This window comes from Aeromonas sp. QDB31 (assembly GCF_027707605.1).
GTDB classification, from domain to species: Bacteria; Pseudomonadota; Gammaproteobacteria; order Enterobacterales; family Aeromonadaceae; genus Aeromonas; species Aeromonas media.
On record NZ_JAPCIX010000004.1, the window covers coordinates 121161 to 137357 of the forward strand.

18 protein-coding genes are annotated in these 16197 nt (G+C 54.8%); 1 reads left to right on the forward strand and 17 read right to left on the reverse strand.

What is annotated here, in order from left to right; translation table 11 throughout:
• Positions 1-170: 170 nt before the first annotated feature.
• The 15 genes from PG898_RS05830 to PG898_RS05900 all read right to left on the reverse strand — a co-directional run bounded on the left by PG898_RS05830 (position 171) and on the right by PG898_RS05900 (position 13663).
• A complete protein-coding gene (locus tag PG898_RS05830; RefSeq protein WP_139462611.1) occupies positions 171-482 on the reverse strand; it encodes a head-tail connector protein in 312 nt (103 codons plus the stop codon).
• Positions 483-484: 2 nt separating this feature from the next.
• Complete coding sequence (locus tag PG898_RS05835) at positions 485-961, reverse strand: hypothetical protein (protein WP_181222454.1); 477 nt, start codon at positions 959-961, stop codon at positions 485-487.
• 59 nt (positions 962-1020) lie between these two features.
• Positions 1021-2307: a phage major capsid protein gene (locus PG898_RS05840; RefSeq protein WP_181222455.1), complete on the reverse strand. Its 1287-nt coding sequence runs from the start codon at positions 2305-2307 to the stop codon at positions 1021-1023.
• Between the two features lie 143 nt (positions 2308-2450).
• The gene (locus tag PG898_RS05845) at positions 2451-3047 is read right to left on the reverse strand and encodes a hypothetical protein (RefSeq protein WP_181222456.1); all 597 of its coding nucleotides are present in this window, start codon (positions 3045-3047) and stop codon (positions 2451-2453) included.
• Between the two features lie 186 nt (positions 3048-3233).
• A complete protein-coding gene (locus PG898_RS05850; RefSeq protein ID WP_181222457.1) occupies positions 3234-4172 on the reverse strand; it encodes a S49 family peptidase in 939 nt (312 codons plus the stop codon).
• On the reverse strand, positions 4160-5413 hold the full coding sequence (locus PG898_RS05855; RefSeq protein ID WP_181222458.1) for a phage portal protein: 1254 nt from the start codon (positions 5411-5413) through the stop codon (positions 4160-4162). The genes PG898_RS05850 and PG898_RS05855 overlap by 13 nt, the downstream gene beginning before the upstream one ends.
• A complete protein-coding gene (locus tag PG898_RS05860) occupies positions 5413-5601 on the reverse strand; it encodes a hypothetical protein (RefSeq protein WP_139462619.1) in 189 nt (62 codons plus the stop codon). The genes PG898_RS05855 and PG898_RS05860 overlap by 1 nt, the downstream gene beginning before the upstream one ends.
• Complete coding sequence (locus PG898_RS05865) at positions 5595-7316, reverse strand: terminase large subunit (protein ID WP_181222459.1); 1722 nt, start codon at positions 7314-7316, stop codon at positions 5595-5597. Before PG898_RS05865 ends, PG898_RS05860 begins: the two co-directional genes overlap by 7 nt.
• 9 nt (positions 7317-7325) lie before the next feature.
• A complete protein-coding gene (locus tag PG898_RS05870) occupies positions 7326-7811 on the reverse strand; it encodes a phage terminase small subunit P27 family (protein ID WP_042083210.1) in 486 nt (161 codons plus the stop codon).
• A 95-nt stretch (positions 7812-7906) separates the two neighbouring features.
• Positions 7907-8287, reverse strand: a complete 381-nt coding sequence (locus tag PG898_RS05875; RefSeq protein WP_270824008.1) for an HNH endonuclease — start codon at positions 8285-8287, stop codon at positions 7907-7909.
• Positions 8288-8372: 85 nt separating this feature from the next.
• Positions 8373-8912 carry a DUF2514 family protein gene (locus PG898_RS05880; RefSeq protein WP_159143665.1) on the reverse strand — a complete coding sequence of 180 codons (540 nt, stop codon included), beginning with the start codon at positions 8910-8912 and terminating at the stop codon, positions 8373-8375.
• Complete coding sequence (locus tag PG898_RS05885) at positions 8912-9403, reverse strand: lysozyme (protein ID WP_270824007.1); 492 nt, start codon at positions 9401-9403, stop codon at positions 8912-8914. The genes PG898_RS05880 and PG898_RS05885 overlap by 1 nt, the downstream gene beginning before the upstream one ends.
• The gene (locus PG898_RS05890; protein ID WP_270824006.1) at positions 9403-9615 is read right to left on the reverse strand and encodes a hypothetical protein; all 213 of its coding nucleotides are present in this window, start codon (positions 9613-9615) and stop codon (positions 9403-9405) included. Before PG898_RS05890 ends, PG898_RS05885 begins: the two co-directional genes overlap by 1 nt.
• A 535-nt stretch (positions 9616-10150) precedes the next feature.
• Positions 10151-12652, reverse strand: a complete 2502-nt coding sequence (locus PG898_RS05895) for a S8 family peptidase (RefSeq protein WP_270824005.1) — start codon at positions 12650-12652, stop codon at positions 10151-10153.
• A gap of 15 nt (positions 12653-12667) precedes the next feature.
• A complete protein-coding gene (locus PG898_RS05900; RefSeq protein ID WP_270824004.1) occupies positions 12668-13663 on the reverse strand; it encodes an AAA family ATPase in 996 nt (331 codons plus the stop codon).
• Here PG898_RS05900 and PG898_RS05905 point away from each other — a divergent pair.
• Entirely contained in the window at positions 13646-14929 is a 1284-nt protein-coding gene (locus PG898_RS05905; RefSeq protein ID WP_270824003.1) for an HNH endonuclease, read from the forward strand. The genes PG898_RS05900 and PG898_RS05905 overlap by 18 nt on opposite strands.
• A gap of 47 nt (positions 14930-14976) precedes the next feature.
• Here the strand turns inward: PG898_RS05905 and PG898_RS05910 are convergent, their stop codons facing one another.
• Together PG898_RS05910 and PG898_RS21315 are read right to left on the reverse strand one after the other, a co-directional pair.
• A complete protein-coding gene (locus PG898_RS05910) occupies positions 14977-16038 on the reverse strand; it encodes a DNA-methyltransferase (RefSeq protein WP_270824002.1) in 1062 nt (353 codons plus the stop codon).
• Entirely contained in the window at positions 15950-16168 is a 219-nt protein-coding gene (locus PG898_RS21315) for a Com family DNA-binding transcriptional regulator (protein WP_420885087.1), read from the reverse strand. The genes PG898_RS05910 and PG898_RS21315 overlap by 89 nt, the downstream gene beginning before the upstream one ends.
• Between the last annotated feature and the right edge of the window lie 29 nt (positions 16169-16197).

A 16197-nucleotide genomic window follows, 5' to 3' on the forward strand; every position in this document is an offset into this window, starting at 1 on the left:
GGTCGATCCAGTCGCGTAAATGCTGGCTTGCGCCTCACGACCTGCGGCCTTGGGGTCGATAACCTTTGCCCATATTTTCCCCAGTGGTGGCCATACGGGGGGCGATCCGGTCGCTGCACCAAAGCGCATTAGCCGGGTGTTCAGTTCGCCACTTTTAACCATGCTTCCCCCTAGCCAACCACGATTTCACGATAGGGATGGATCAATGACTCGTACGCCAACGGCAGGGTGGTGGCGATGGTCCCTGTCACCACCGCCTCGCGATTGGTATACCAGTGCCCAATCAGCAGCAATGCCGCCAACTTCAGCGCCGGGGTGAGGGTCTGTCCCTCTTCCCCCTCAGCCACCAGCGGCTTGTTGATATCAGACTGGATGTGGCTGATCGCCGCTTCAATCAGGCCAGTCAACAACGCATCTTCGTCAACTTCATCTGGCTCAATACGACATTGTGCCTTGGCCTCCGCCACGGTTATCAGCAACATGTTTACTCCAGGTCTGGTTCTGCCACAGCTTCCGCCAGCGCTTTCTTGAACACCAGTTCTGCTTCTGCAGGTGACAGGCGGGTGATATCGCCGCGGCTGTAGTTCTTCCACGGGCCGGTGAAGCGCACCAGCACCCGCTCATCATGGTCAGGCGCTGGCTCATCTCCGCTCTGCTGCTCGTGATCGACTTCAGGGGCGCCAGCGGACTGATCACCGGTCAGCGTCGCGGTGCCAACTCCGGCTGCATCGCCGGTTGCATCGCCTTGCGCTTGAGCTGCTGCGGGTTGGGCAGGGTCTGAATCACTGCCTTCACCTGTACCTGAGCCGTCTGCTGGCCCAGAGCCTGCGTCGGCATCGGGTTGGGGGGTGTCAGTTGCATTGCTGGTCGGCTCCTGCGGCAGTTCGCCGCTCTGCTGATCGTGATCGGCGTCAGTAACAGGTGTTTGCGCTGCGCGATCGCCTTTTGATGGCTTGGCCATGTCGGCTCCTTGTTACAAGGTGATGAGAGAGGGCGCCAGTGCGGCGCCCTGCTGCGGCCTTACCAAGTAACCTTGGTACCCAGCGCCAGACCTTCCGGATGACGGAAGCCCACGTCGTGGTTGCCGACCAGGCGGATCAGCGACTGGTTGCGTGCAAAGGCGCTGACCAGATCTCCGTTTGTATCCACGTAAGTCGCTTCAGTGGAGAAATCCATGGTCATGTTGTCCTGCTCACCGATCACCACATCGCGCCAATCGGCGAAATAAATCTCTGACTCGTTGGTGCCAGCCCCGAGGTTGGACGGAATGGTGTTGGTATGCGCAATGGGATAACCCTTGAGCAGGCCTTGCGACATCTCCGGATAGACCTTGTTGCCATTGCCATCCCGCAGGCCGAATAGCTTCATCCAGGTGCGCGGACTAAGCGCCCAACCCGGCATGACCATTTTGCTGTCAGAAGCCATCAACATCAGGATCAGGCCATCAAGGTATTCATCGATAGTGGTCAAACCGACAGCTCCTGACCACTCCTTAACCCGGCCTGCAGCAGTTGCAAAAGGCTTGAAGCCAGTTGGAGTATCGTTGGTGCCATCATCGCGCAAGAAGGCCTTATCCTCGCGTACGGACATAGCAGAGATGCAATCGTCCAACACCAGCTGCTCAACGTTGAATCCAGCACACCCGATCAGCTGGTTGCTGATTGGTACCATTGTGATCATGGTTTTGGCGGACAGTTTCACATCACCGAACTGGCTGCCAGTAGCACGAGCATCCTTACCTTCACCAACGTAGCTAGACTGGGCGCCGCCAGTCATACGTGCCATTGAAAGATTGCCGTTTGGCAGCGGCAATACTCGGGCGCCCAGCTTGCGAACTACCGTTTGCGGGCGCAGCAGCTCGATCACTTCGGAGTGCAAGTTCTCGGGGATCAGGGCGCCGCCTGACCCGGCAGCGGTGCTGATGGCCATGGCCACCTGCTTATCGCCGATCTCCTTAGCGGCGAACTGCTCAGCCATCTTCAGGTCGCCCTTGCCGGCAGCGACAGCCATCGCCATACGGGCAAAACCGGCGCCAGGGTACTGTTTGGCTTCCTGCTTCACATGGACGGCCGGAGGCGCCTGGGAGCCGTGAGCATTGACCGGCACGGCCTGCTGCGCCATCAGGCGCTCGGCGCTCTCCTGGCGGGCGATGGCTGCGCTGATCTTGTTTGCTTCGCTCTCCAGGTCAGCAAACTGCTGCAGTTGCTCGTCGGTGAGGGCAGTACCGCTGGCTTCGAGTTCTGCCAAGGCTTTGACCTGGGCGGCGATTTCGCCACGCTCGCGGCGGAGGGCTTCGATAGTCTTCATCTATTGGTTTCCTTTGGACATAAAAAAAGCCCCTAATGGGGCTTATTGGGATATGCTCCGCCGCAGGGCTAGAGCTGATTTTAACCTCAGACTGTAACCTCATGACTCAGTACCTGAGTGCCTTAGGTTGTGTCGGATTCCTTTTAACCTCTGATGGTGATGTCGATTTGATCGACCCGAACACCAAACTTCAATGCCAAACCTTGTTTTGCTTCTTCAATTGATAGAGGCATGTTTACAGATGACCACTGTTCATCTTCCATTACTGCTTCGTAGTCATCACCCGGCATTTTGGTCTTTGGGAGCTCTAAGCCATCAAAGTTCAAATGGAAATTCGTTCCTAATCGGCTCCAATTCAAATTGATAAAGTCATCTTCTGAATGAATTCCGTATTCAGAGAGCGTTGTATAAGCAACAGGGTTTCTATTCCCATCCCATGAATCAGGAACATTCAGTTCCGCGAATTCTGAGATCTTAATGATGGCCCGCCCCTCAGCATCCTCCTCTGTAGATTTCTCTATTGAGCTGATCTTTCCGATCAGGAACGCTGTTTTATGTTCGGCCGTTGGCTGTCCCCACGTTTGATTTCTGTTTTGTATACAAACTAGAAACTTGTGCTTTGAAGCCTTTGACATGTCAATTCGCCAGGCTTGGCTACCGCCCTCACTCAGAATCCTATCTTTCCCGCGACAAGTGTAAACAGCTACGCACTCTATCTTCCCAAAGTCTGTGGTGTTCATCCTGATTAACTCCCTTTTGATACCTAATGGTTCAAGCCGATTACCTATGTGCACATGTACTCATCATACACAATAAACCTGAGCAATCAACTAGAGGCGAGTTAGTCTTGTTGTAGTTATGATGCAGTGATACTGTAGTGTTTATTCGGTCGTTGAGGCACTGCCTCCAATGTGTAGAAACAAGCTTCACCCATGGCTTTGTAATTCTATGGCGCGGGCCCGCAGGCTGATGCTTTGTACCGGTTTTGCTGACTTGGCCACGCTAGCAGCCAGACCGTTGAGATAGTCCTGCGGATTGGCCAGCTCATCGGCCAGCCCGTTCTTGACCGCCTCATCCCCGCTGTAGAGGGTGGCCTCGGTGGCTTTCACCTGCTCGACTGACAGGCCGCGATAGCGGGCCACCGAGCTGATAAACAGGTCGTAGGCCTGATCCATGCGGTGGTTGATGGCTGCCATGGCGCCATCGCTGAGGGGCTCATGGGGGGTGCCGTCCTTTTTGCGGTCACCGCGATAGAAGGTGGTGAACTTGAGCCCCACCTCCTCCTCCCACTTGCTCACTTCCATGTGCTCCATGATGACACCAACAGAGCCGCAGCCGCCGGTTTCACTGACCACCACCTTGCTGCAGGCGGAGGCGATGAAGTAGGCCGCCGAGTAGGCAGAGAAGTTGACCAGCGCGGTGATCGTCTTGACACTGCGCTTGGCATAGATGTAGTCGGCCAGCTCCTTGCAGCCGACCGCATGGCCGCCGCCGGAGTTGATGTCGAGCACTATCTCTTTGACCCGCTCGTCGGCGAGCGCCGTGGCGATCTGCGCCCGCGCCCACTCGTAGCTGGTCAGCTCGGTGCAGGCGTTATCGATTTGACCGCGCCGCGCCACCAGAATGCCGTGCAGCGGGATCACCGCCAGCCCTTCCACGCGGTATTGCGATTCGCTGCGGGCCTCGAGCGGTTTTGGTTCCAGCCCATCCGGCAGGTCATCGGCGGCCATCACCTCGATCTGGTTGCCCAGCATGCGGGGCATCAGCAGGCTCTTGACCCCTGCCAGCACCTCCTGGGTGACGTAGAGCGGACACCCGAACACCTGGCTGGCCAGGTGCGGGTAGTTGATCATCAGCTTCGGCATAGGATGGCCTCAATTTCCGTGATTTGTTCCTGGGTCGCCTGGCTGATGCCTTGCGGCAGCTTGCCGGTAGAGACCATGTTGAGCGGGGTCAGGTAGATATCACCACCCTGGATCGGGGGCAGGTTTTCCAACCGGCGGATATCGTTGACGCTGAGCCAGCCCCACTGGCGACCGAGGGCGTATGACTCGTAACGGGACTTCTGGTCTGCCCGCAGCAGGCCGGAGAGGTTGAACTCGATATAGAGGTCTTTGCGCTCACTCGGCAGCAGCAGATCGCGCATCATGGCGGCCTCGATGCGCTTGACCCACGGCAGCAGGGTGTAGATGACGAACTGCAGCCCCTGATGCTCGATGTTGTTGTTGGTTGCCCGATCCAGCTCGCCGATCATGTGCGGCGGCACTTTGTAGAGGCGGCAGATTTCGATGGCGCCATATTTCCGTGACTCAAGCAGCTGGGCCTGCTCGTTATTCATCGCCAACTGTTTGTACTGCATTCCTTCCTGAAGCATTGCGACAGAAAAGGAGTTACGCAGCCCGGAGTGACGGGACGTAAAGCTGTCCAAAATGGCGTTGATGACTTTCTGATCGCCTATCGCCTTTGCTCCTGCAGGCCGTTCGATAACACCTGACAAGGTGGTGCCATTGGCAAACACCCGCCCGGCATGCTCATCCACTGCCATGGCCAGCCCGATGCTGTCAGGGTTGGTTTGGATCGGTGACAGCCCCAGATAACCATCAAGACTGAATGCCTTGACGTGGTGCACCATTCGCATCGGAAGGATCTGGTTGCTGCCATCAAGCAGCTGATAATAGGGCAGCGCATCCGGCCCCTTGAGCACAGCAATCTTGTCCGGATTGACCGGGATCAGCTCGGTAATGTAACCACTGCCGTTCCTGTCAATCAGGCTATAGCTGTTACCGCGCAGGCCCAGATGCCCCATACGCAGTTCGTTGAACTCGAACGAGGTATCTTTCTGGTTTGGACTGGCGTGGACAATATCGTAGAGCGGGTGCTCGGTTGCGCGTTTACGTGAGTCATCTTCACGGCGATACAGTTCGCAGGGTAGCTGAGCGACTGACTCAGCCAGCAACGTGACACAGGCTCTCACAACGCCTTGGGTCAGAGCCGTCTCGGGCGTAACCAGTACGCCGGACTTTGCTGTCCTGCCGCCCATGCTGCTGATCCACTGACTGAAGTTCCCACCCTTGCGCCCGCTGCCGAACATGATTGGCAGGAACATCAGCTATCCCCCTTGTTACGCTTGGCATAGTCCGCTGCGGCAACGGCTTTGCTCATCAAAAATGACCAAGCCAAGCAGAGCATGCCGCCGACAACCCACCCCAAAGGCGGTGAGTAGAGGCTGGCACCATAGGCCAGCGCCGCAGCGCCGATCAGGCCCACAATGAAAATTGAAAGTTGTGTCAACATAAGACGTCCGAGGTTTCGTAGATGGAGCTCTCTTCTTCCCGGTCAGGCACCATGGCTCGACCGATAGCCATCATCAGCGCGACCGCGCCGTCGATCTTTTGATCCGCGCTCTCCTTTACGGGGCGCACCATGTCATCGTTACCAGGGAGGAACTTGCCAATCACGTTGCCGATGCACCATGTCATCAGGCTGTTGCCGTCATGGTGAAAACGACCAGCCGTGATGGCTGCCTCTAGCTCCTTCATGGCACCGGACATGTTCTGATAGTTCTGGGTGATGGTGATGGGGAACATACCCTCGTCCGCCAATGAGTGAGACAGGGCGATGGCACCAGCAGGATCGAGCGGGGTTTCCAAGACCTTGTTGCTCAGGTTGGCCTCTTTCGCCTCTTCGAAGATCTCGCGATAGTCAATTTCGGCCCCGTCTGTGGTGCTGAGCTCCCCAAGGTTGACCCACTTCTGGTAGCGCTCTGCCAGTCGCCGGTTGTCGTTATCAAAAACGGTATCCTCCGGCACCCAGAAGCGGGGCGCCACCGAGTAGTAGTGGCGCTTACCGTCAATATCTCGCCAGAACAGTCGCGCCATGGAGTTCATATCGAGTTTGCGAGCCAAGTCGAAACCGAGGATGCACTCGTCACCGGCGAACTGCTCCAGGGTGAGGCTCTTGTCCTCACAGGCTGCCCAGCTCTGCATGTTGTAGAATGCCGTCTTGGCCGAGACCCAGACGTTGAGGTGCTTGGTCTTGAAAATGTTGGCAAAGCGGGCCGACTTGATCGCCTTGGCCTGCTGCGCCAGCAGGTATTCGGCATAGACAGAGACACCCATGTTGGGATTGGCCTTCGCCAGCACTGCCGGATCCGTCCAGTCGTCACCCTCGTCAATGGTGTAGATGATCCCGAACAACTCATCATCCGGCACCGTGCCGGCCAGCATCTCTATCACCTCCCGCCGTTTGTCATAGCAGGGGCCATCGACGTTGTAGCCGGCCGTGGTGATGCCCCACAACAGTGGCTGACGACGAGCCCCCATGCCAGTGATCATGGTGGTGTAGAGGTCGTCGCTATCGTGCTCGTGGTATTCATCCACGATGGCGCAGGATGGCGACTGACCATCACCCGGGTTGCCAATCAGCGGCTCGAAGCGAGCACCATCAGCAGGGATGTTCAGGTTGCTGGCGTTGACCTCTACCCCGTAATTGTCGAGGAAGTCCTGAGTACGCTTAGCCATGAGGCGAGCTGGGCGGAACACCTCCCACGCCTGCTTTTCTGTGGTGGCGCCGGAGTAAACCTCGGCACCGAATTCGTTGTCTGCAGCAAAACAGTAAAGCCCCACTGGGGCCGACAATGCTGACTTGCCATTTTTGCGGGGGATCTCGTTGTAGACCTCACGGAAACGGCGCAGGCCACTGCCCTTGCGCACCCAGCCGAATACACAGCAGACGATGAACAACTGCCACGGCTCAAGATTCAGGGTCTGGCGCTTGAATGCCCACTCCCCCTTGGTGTGGGGCATGAGCTGAATAAACTTGGCTACCCGCTCGGCTTTGTCCTTATCGAAGCGGTATCGGAACTTAGTTGATTTTTCTTTGGCCAGATCATCGAGGTGGCGCTGACAGGCCTGGATGACATAGCGGCAGGCGGGGATCTTGCCGCGTACAACGTCGCGGGCGTAGCCGTTCGCTACGTTGACATAGGGATAACTTTTGCGTGTTGCCATCGGTCATCCCTACAAAGCTGCGAACGGGTTCCCCCCTCCCTGTTTCTTGTTGCCTCCGATCAGGCGTGAGCGGCTGGACGGGTCCAGCCCAAGCAGCGAGCCGTAGCTAGTCATCTGCTTAAGTGATTCGTTGGCCACGGTACAGGCGGGGTTTTTGACCGGCCCGCCGGTTGCCCCTTCGACAACCAGGCCGTGTTTGGTGATCTCGATCTCGGCTCTGCGCCAGCGCGAGTAGGCGGCGCAGAAGGCCTCAAGGTTGTGCAGGTCGGTTACGCAGAGCACCTCGGCACCGCAGAGCTCACGGATCACCATATCCCACAGCGTTGGGGCCCATTGGTCTTCTGCCAACCACTCAGGGCAGGCAACTCCGATCAATGGGGTGAAGGTGGGTTCATCTTTATTCAGTGCCCGCTTGCCGGCATTACCACCCAGGCGCTTCAGAGCTGTCGGCTTGGGCTTTCTACCGCGCCCGGGCACGGCAGCTGCACCGGCCATCGCGCCCTCCATTTAAATTTTTAATTTCGCGGGTATAAAAATTTGACGAGGCGGAGCAGTGGGGGAAGCAAAAAGCTGGAAGGATTTGATCCCCCCTACCCCCTCTGGCGCCCAGCCTGGCGGGCTGCCAGTGCCTCTGCCCGTGTCTTGGCATCGTGGCAATGGTTGCATATGCCCTGCAGATTGGACTCAGCATCGGTACCGCCAGCAGCCTTATTGACGATGTGATCCACTTGGGTTGCTGGTGTCACAATGCCAAGGGCAAGGCACACCTGGCAGAGGTAGTTATCCCTCACCAAGATCCGCTTGCGCAGTTTGCGCCATGCCCAGTTATAGCCGCGATCATCAGCACTGACCCTGGCTACCTTCTTCCATCCATCGAGTAGATGAACATGGACAGAACAGTAGCCATGACGCTCGGTCGTCAATTGATGGCAGGTCCGCTCACGACAGACCTTGGGCACACGTGGAGGCATAGCTGATCCTGAAAGGTGCCGCACCGGCACAGATTAACGCGGGACGACCCGCCAGATGGGAAAGTGGCCCGGTGCGGCGATTCGGTTACTGTTGGGAAATCAGGGAGTGGTAGGCTCTTTCGCAGGCAAGACCTGCTGTTCTAGCTCGGTCATACGCTCTTGCCAGCTCTCCCGCTCGCGCATCAGCCCGGCCGAGCAAGTCGGCGAGCACCACGGCGGGCTGTCTGGCTGCATCGCCTGACTGGGTAACGCTGGAATGGCTGGCGCACCGGCTGGTTCTGGTTGCCAAGCGGCGGGCTTGCTCGAGCACCCCAGCAGCAACAGCACTGGCAGCAGCGGCATCAGTCTCAACCCGAGCGATTTGTTGTTCCGCATCTTGCCTCACCTTGTCGATAGCACGCTGGCGACGCTGCTCTTCCTCACGCGCCAGTTGAACGTTCTGAGCTCTGGCCTCTGCCAGCTCGGCAGATTGCTTATCCCATTTTGCTTGCCAGGTCTTGCGCTCACCCTCTTCACCAGCTGAATGACCTGACTGGTAAAGGGCTACGCCACCACCGGCCAATGCAGCAATCACCAGTGCGCCGACCAGGAAAGGGAGAGCGTTACTCTGCGGGAACAGTGTCATCACATCCCCTTACACTTGGCGTTGAGGCGCAACCGGTCTTTCCAAAGCCCAGGGCACACTCGATTCCCTGGCACCGAGCAGTCCTGCTTGCCGGCACGCTTAAACAGTAAAATGGCTTCACAGGCTCCAGGGTAATCGCCAACGTTCAGGCGTCTCACGATGGTGGATCGGCAAAAGGCCCCGGGGCCGATGTTGTGGGCAAGCTCGACATAGGCGTCATATTCGAACTGATAGAGCGGTACCGAGATGCAATCCTTCAAGGCAAGCTCGAACGACCGCACCTCCCGCAGGCTGCGGTTGATAGCTTGCAGCGGAGTGATGGTATCGCCCATCTTCACCCCCTCGGTGCTACCAAACCCCAGCGTCGGTAGCGCAGTCCCGTGAACCGAGTCAGGATATGCCACCGGCTCATAGCCCTCTCGATTCAAGATCCCCACAAACCCGGCTGCACTGAGCGTCAATGCAGCAATGGCAATGCGAACCTTGCTCATCACTCACCACCCTGCCCAGAACGGGGACTAATGATGTTTTGCCACAAGAACCAGCCCATCTGGACCACAATCCACAAGAGCGTAGCCACCAGCACCCAGTCATTGAGCGAGTAGCCGGCAAGCGTCATGCTAGATACTAAAACCGGAGGTCCAGACTTCACTGCGGTGCCACCAAGGGCTGCTGCAGTAGCCATGCTTTCCTCTTTGCTCATCCGAACCCCCAGAAACGAAAAAACCCCTGCAAAGCAGAGGTCTAGGGAGGGTGCGAATAAGCACCCTCCACAACGAAACTGAAAAATTTAGTTTATTAAATTCAAATGCTTACAAGGGCGCATTTTTATGTTTGGTGACTTATTCGCACCTTCCCTAGACGTAGAATGCAAAAAGGACCGCACCCGTTTAGGTGCAGTCCTCGATCATTAGCAATTACATTAGCAAAAACTGCAGACGATGTGAATAGTCAGGTTGCTTAATTTTTAAGCACGCATCATTGATGCGAGATTATTAAAAATGAGCCCTACAGGGGATTTTTTTGACCGATATTGAGATGTCTGCAATGTTTTCATGAAAACAGCTGAACTGCAGTTTAAGAAATGCGAATTTTTAACACTCTCGGTGTAATAATTTCTCAAATGGTAAACCAGTGCTTTTGGTAAATGAATATGACTCGATGGCTGATGATTGAGGGAAGGCGCGCCCCACTTGTTCGTACCCTCCCTAATTGTGATATCAAAGCACTCGACTCAATTATTCGATCACAACCGGAACACCAATTTGGTTGGCGATTGGGGTATACAAATCCACATCGACGTCAGGCACGTTGATAGAAACCACCAGCGAATACCTGATGCGCTGATTGTAACGTTCGAGTTTTGGCCTTGTTTTCCACCAACCCAGCGAAGGGTATACAGCAATGGCACCACGACTAGCCAATTCTGCTGCACTACCCTTCCAGATGTCTGAATGTAGCGAACCTTTATGGCGACTCTTTTTGCCTATCACCCAGTTTGGGTCATTGTCGTTCCTGTTAACACGCTCTTCATCGTCTCTAGCTGCGGCATTGATTCTTGCCCGGAAATCAGCCTCACTTTCTAGAGGGCGTTTTACATCAAAGCGAAGACCATGAGATTCATATCGATAACGCGAGGTAACCCCACGAGCAGATGGGTTGGGCTCAATGAAATAAGATAGGGTGACCCGCATTTCTACTAGGGTTTCGCCAAGCGCTTCAAGCTCGTCCAGTGGCCATGGCAGACGGTGTAGATTCATATCCCGTAGCTGAGGTTCTTTAGCCCTGTCACGTTTAAACGGATGTAAAAACTCCTCACAAATCATGGTCAATGAGTTATCCGCACTCCACATGGCTTTTTCGAGGCTTGGCTCACCAAACCCGCAATGTCTTACCAATGCAGTTATTTGTGCCTTGGTTGGCTCCCCTCTTGCAGGCAGAACCATACGCTTCATGGCGTCAGTCCATTGCGCAGAATGCACAATCAAACCACGTATACTTTCTGGCCAGAGGTTGGGGTATCTAGCCATTAACTGAGCTGCCATTCTAGCGCAAAGCGCTGATGCAGCACTGGTCGCATTGCTTGTGGTGAGCAAACGTTCCGTTGGATTTGCGTGAGTGGTGAGCAAGCTTAAGCTGGTCATCCAGGCGGCACCAATGTTGTCTTTAGCCACATTGCCACCTTCGAACACCACATCTGGCTTTAGTGGCCATTGCGGTTGCCACGTTTGTGATGTGGTACTGAAAGGACTTAAACCACCGACTTCCGCAATTGGAGCATAGTTTTGTGTATCCGCCTCCGTGATTCTCACCAAGTTGGTCATGGCTCCTACAGTCAAGGCATTCCATGCCTGTGCCGGATCATGAATGCCATCGGTAGCATTGCTGTCAGGGTATTCCATCCAGGCGTTAGGGTCTTTAATGTTTCCGGCAGAGATGACAAACAATTTTGGTGTTTCACCTTGCTCGTCAGCATCATAGGCAAGCCGGTCAATTGTTGCAGACCAAGCAGAGGGGCGCCCACGGTCACGATTATCTCTGGCAGTTATCGCCATACCGAAAATCCGTTTACGATGTGGCGAAGTGACCATAGGACGATTTACCGCCTCGGATGTCAAATAGCCGTGCAGGATGGCATTAGCACCGTTAGCACCATCTTCAGGAAGTAACTTAACGGATTCCAGACGATGCGAAATTGATATAGGGGCCCCCGTAGAAAGTGCATCCGTCATATTCCCCAGCAGAGCCAGGCCCGCCATTTCCGTACCATGTCCTTCAGCATCATCAACACCCCAGGCAGGTTGAACGCTGTGTCTATCTGCATTCGACATTGCGCGTTGCAGCAAGGGGTGTCCATTATTGACGCCCGTATCCAACAAACAGACATAAGGTGCATCGACACCTTCTGCGGGAATTGTTAAGCGACCGTTCAGTTCATCAATCCACTCTGCTTGTTCGTTAGGTGGCAGGGAATCAAAAAATTCTGCAGTTTCCTTAGCGCGGCGAAGCTCAGCAATACTGTTTAAGGTCGTTATCGAACGCTTCATCTGGTCAACGGAACCATAGACCAGCAATACAGAACGCTCAGGGAAACATAACTCACCGGGAGCTATGCGGAAGTTCAGCCCGGTCGCCATGTCCCTGAATTGATGCACGACCCTTTGGCGATCGCCTCGTGTCGGAAGCCAAACCTCCCACCAAAGGTGTTCATCGTCTCCCGTAGGCATTGAATCAATTGAGTCGGTCCATAGAGCTTGTAAGGTTGCAGCTCTAATTTCTGAAATGGCGTTGAGCAAAGCTCTGTTTTTAGGACCGTTGGCGGAGTCTTTCGATTGATCCAGATAGGCAGTTATCAGATTTTCAAAAAATTCGAGTTTTCCATCTGGCACAAAGACTGTAGCAAAGGTTCGGTCGCCGTCTTGCCGAACGTTGCGAAGTTCTATGCCTGAACGTTCTCGAGCAAGAGATTCAAAAGCTAACTCAACATCAGGAAAGCTTTCAAATTCAATTTGTAGGCCGACACCTTCATCAATACCGGCTTGTCGTTGCTGCTCGACTGCTTCTGCTAAGATTGGTGTTAGTTGCTGGAGCTTCGCAAGCAGTGCGCCACCGTGCGCATTCCTGTCCCTGTCAGGTATCCTTTTTCCACTGCCTCCAGTGGAAGGGGACGTGAAGCTTTCTGTTCGAGCATTATTTTGAAAAATAAAATGCGGGTGGTTATTCGGCGCCCTAACCGGCATGCGATGTCCTTATCGTTAACTTATCTTATTCAACCTATTCGATAGCTTTCGGCGTTCTTCCAGTGCGTGAGAAATATCCTTTTCGGAAACACTTTCGGTGCGCTCAATAAGAGCTGTTTTCAGCACTTCGTCAGATGCGCGAGTCAACTCCGCATAGCTCAGGCCAAACGCTTTAGCCGCCAAACGTTTCCAGGAGGTGTTTTTCACAGCTATACGAGACAAGCGAGACTTAAGGACACTGGCAATGTTTGCCTCATCCGGCAGCTCGTAATGTAGCAGGTCATCAAAGCGGCGAAACAGCGCATTATCCAGAATGTCCGGATGATTAGTCGCACCGATGATCAGGCTATGAGAGTCGTCTTGCTCGATCATTTGCAAGAAGCTGTTGAGAATGCGCCGAACTTCGCCAACGTCGTTGGCTAGCCCACGCTGAGAGCCAATGGCATCAAATTCGTCAAAGAAATACACCCCTCTGACCTGGTGGGTAGATTCAAAAATCTGCCTGAGCTTGGCGGCCGTCTCGCCCATAAACTTAGTGATCAATCCATCAAGGCGAACCTGGAACAATGGGAGCCCTAGTTCACCGGCCAGTACCGACGCAGTCATGGTCTTACCGGTACCGGGAGGGCCGACTAACAGGAGTTTACGCCGAGGAGATAGACCGTGGGACAGGATCTCTGCAGAGTGGCGTTGCTCGCGAATGACCCGCTCCAGTTGCAGGGTAAGCTCGCTATTCAGTACCATGTCGCCCATGCGGGATTTGGGGTAACTGACGGATAGAAGGTTGGCGAGCTCTCCTCTTGGCTTACTGATCGGTACGGCGCTGCTATCAGGCCTTACGGCCCGTCGGGTCTTAGCTTGATCGACTAGTGTACGCAGATCCTCAGCCAGTTTGCCATGGCCACGCTTGGCTTCATGAGCAGCCACCTGCATAGCGACAGAGTAAAAACGAGTATCGTCGCCCTCCAGATGTGACTGGAGCAGCGCTTTCAGTTGGTCAGCACTGGCCATGATTTTTTCCTCTTTGGTTGGCGGCTATTGTACCTTGCCAGAGAGATAATCACGACCAAAATATCAGGTTACGTTCTTGGGTTTACAGCCCTGTTTAGTAACAATCATTCCAGTGGCTTCGAGAATAACTGCGGCTTTTCCCGCCTGAATTCAATAATTACGCTGCCTGCCGATACGCCCTTGTCAGCAAGCAGCCTTAGCGCAATTTACTATCGGAACTTCAACCTCCGTACACGTCTGCAGGCATCGCGGTTTCTTCAGTTCTACCCCAATAAACAGCTGCCGCAACGTGATCGCCGCTATACCAGCGGCAAGTCACAATTGACTACTTTCCGGCTTGCGATCGACATTCAGACTCACGTAACCTCAGTAAAAATATCTGATAAATCAGATCCTTCACTAAGCAGCCTGAGAGCAATCCACGTGATAGTCCCAACTCATCCATTCATCATCGGTGGCATTTACAACAGACGACTTAATATCCATGGGCCCTTCAAGGGACAGCAACAAGGCGGGATATCCACACCGGCCTCAGTGCCCTATATTTTTGCCTTTACCAGCGATTCTGGAGCTGCATATGGATATCACGACAAGCCAGGACCAGACGGAACGTTCTGGTACACGGGTGAAGGGCAAACGGGCGATATGCAAATGGTTCGTGGGAACGAAGCCATTGCCAGTCATGCAGCACATGGCAAGATCATTCTTCTGTTCGAATATCAGCCAGACAACAATGTCCGTTTTCTCGGTGAAGTCGAATGTTTAGGACATCATACTGAACTACGACCAGACCGTAATGGGGTTCCAAGAGTGGCAATCATCTTCCACCTTGGGTTTCTCGCTCCCATACAAAATGGGAACCAAATTCAAACGCCACAGGCCAGCTACACAGCACTCCAGAAGCTACCATCCAAACTCTCTTTGGCACAGCTCAGAGCTCTTGCGCTGACGGATGCACCGAGTAATGCCACTCAACAACAAAAGGTAACCAATGTAGCGTTACGTTCTGAAGCCATTAAGCGCTATGCCCTTGCAAGATCTAACGGCAATTGCGAAGGTTGCACACAACCAGCACCATTTCTCAGTAAGAAGGGCCCGTTTCTGGAGGTTCATCATGTATTTCGGCTTTCAGATGGTGGACCTGACCATCCAGCAAATGTGATCGCATTGTGCCCAAATTGCCATCGTAGAGCGCACCATGCTCTTGATTCAGATGCCTTCAACAACAAGCTCATCAAGTGGTTAGCGGTACATGAAATTCAATAATTGCGCTGCCTGCCGACACGTCCCCGTCGGCAGGCAGCCTCTTAGCGCTATTTACCCGCGCCTATCAACGCCTCCACCTCCGCACAGGTCTGCAGGTACCGCGGCCTCTCAAGCTCCACCCCGATAAACCGCCTCCCCAACCTGATCGCCGCTTTGCCGGTAGTGCCTGACCCCATAAAGAAGTCCGCCACCACATCACCAGGACGACTGCTGGTCCGGATGATGTGCTCCATCATGGCCAATGGCTTCTCGCATGGGTGCTTACCCGGGTAGGCCTGCACCGATGGATACATCCACACATCGGTAAACGGCACATCCTGGGTGACAGAGAACGGCCGGCGCAACTGCTCATACTCCGCCCGTAACTCGTCATAGGATGCCACCAGATGGCTGTAGGTCTGGTGCAACCCCTGATAGGTCTCACTCAACCCGGCATAATCCTTCCCAAGTGCCCTGCCCCGCTCCGCAAACAGCGCCTGCAACTGGGCATACTGCTCTCGGCTCGGCAACTGCCACTGACTGGCACCAAACCAATGGCCAGCCATCTTGGTGCCGGTTACCCGGTTGATATCGGCAGCACTGACACTAGCCACCTCCCGGGCATGGCGGAAATACTCAATCAGCGGGGCAAACACCTGACGGCGCAGATCATGGCATGCCTTCGCATAACCCGATCCCGCCTTGGCCCCCCCCTCCGCCCCCACCTGCTCAGCAAAGATGATCCGCTCACTCGCCGGCCAGTACGCTCGCATATCGGCCTTGCGCATCCGGTTCCATACCCCTGATGGCTTAGCCCACACGATATGGTTCAACACCCGGAAGCGATCCCGGATCAGCATCTCCACGTCAGCATTCATCCGCGGTGAGCAGAACAGGTACACAGAGCCATTGGGCTTAAGCACCCGCCGGAACTCCACCAGGAAGGCATCGAGCCAGGCCAAAAACTCGACCTCACTCTCCCACTGGTTGTCCCACGCTTCCTGCTTCACCCCGAAATAGGGCGGGTCCGTCGCAATCAGATCAACGCTTGCCGCCGGCAGCGTCTTGATAAACTCCAGCGAGTCCGCGTTCACCAACCGCACCCACCCGTCCTGTAATTGTTTTTCCATTACTACCTCCAAGCAGGGGCTCAGAGGCACTCGCATTGTTGATGACCTTACAACGGGGACACTTAATGTCGATCTGCCCCACAAAATTTGCCAATTTCTTGCCACAATGGCCGCATCGTAATTCGTACATATGATCAGGGGTCCTTAAGCGTGATAAGC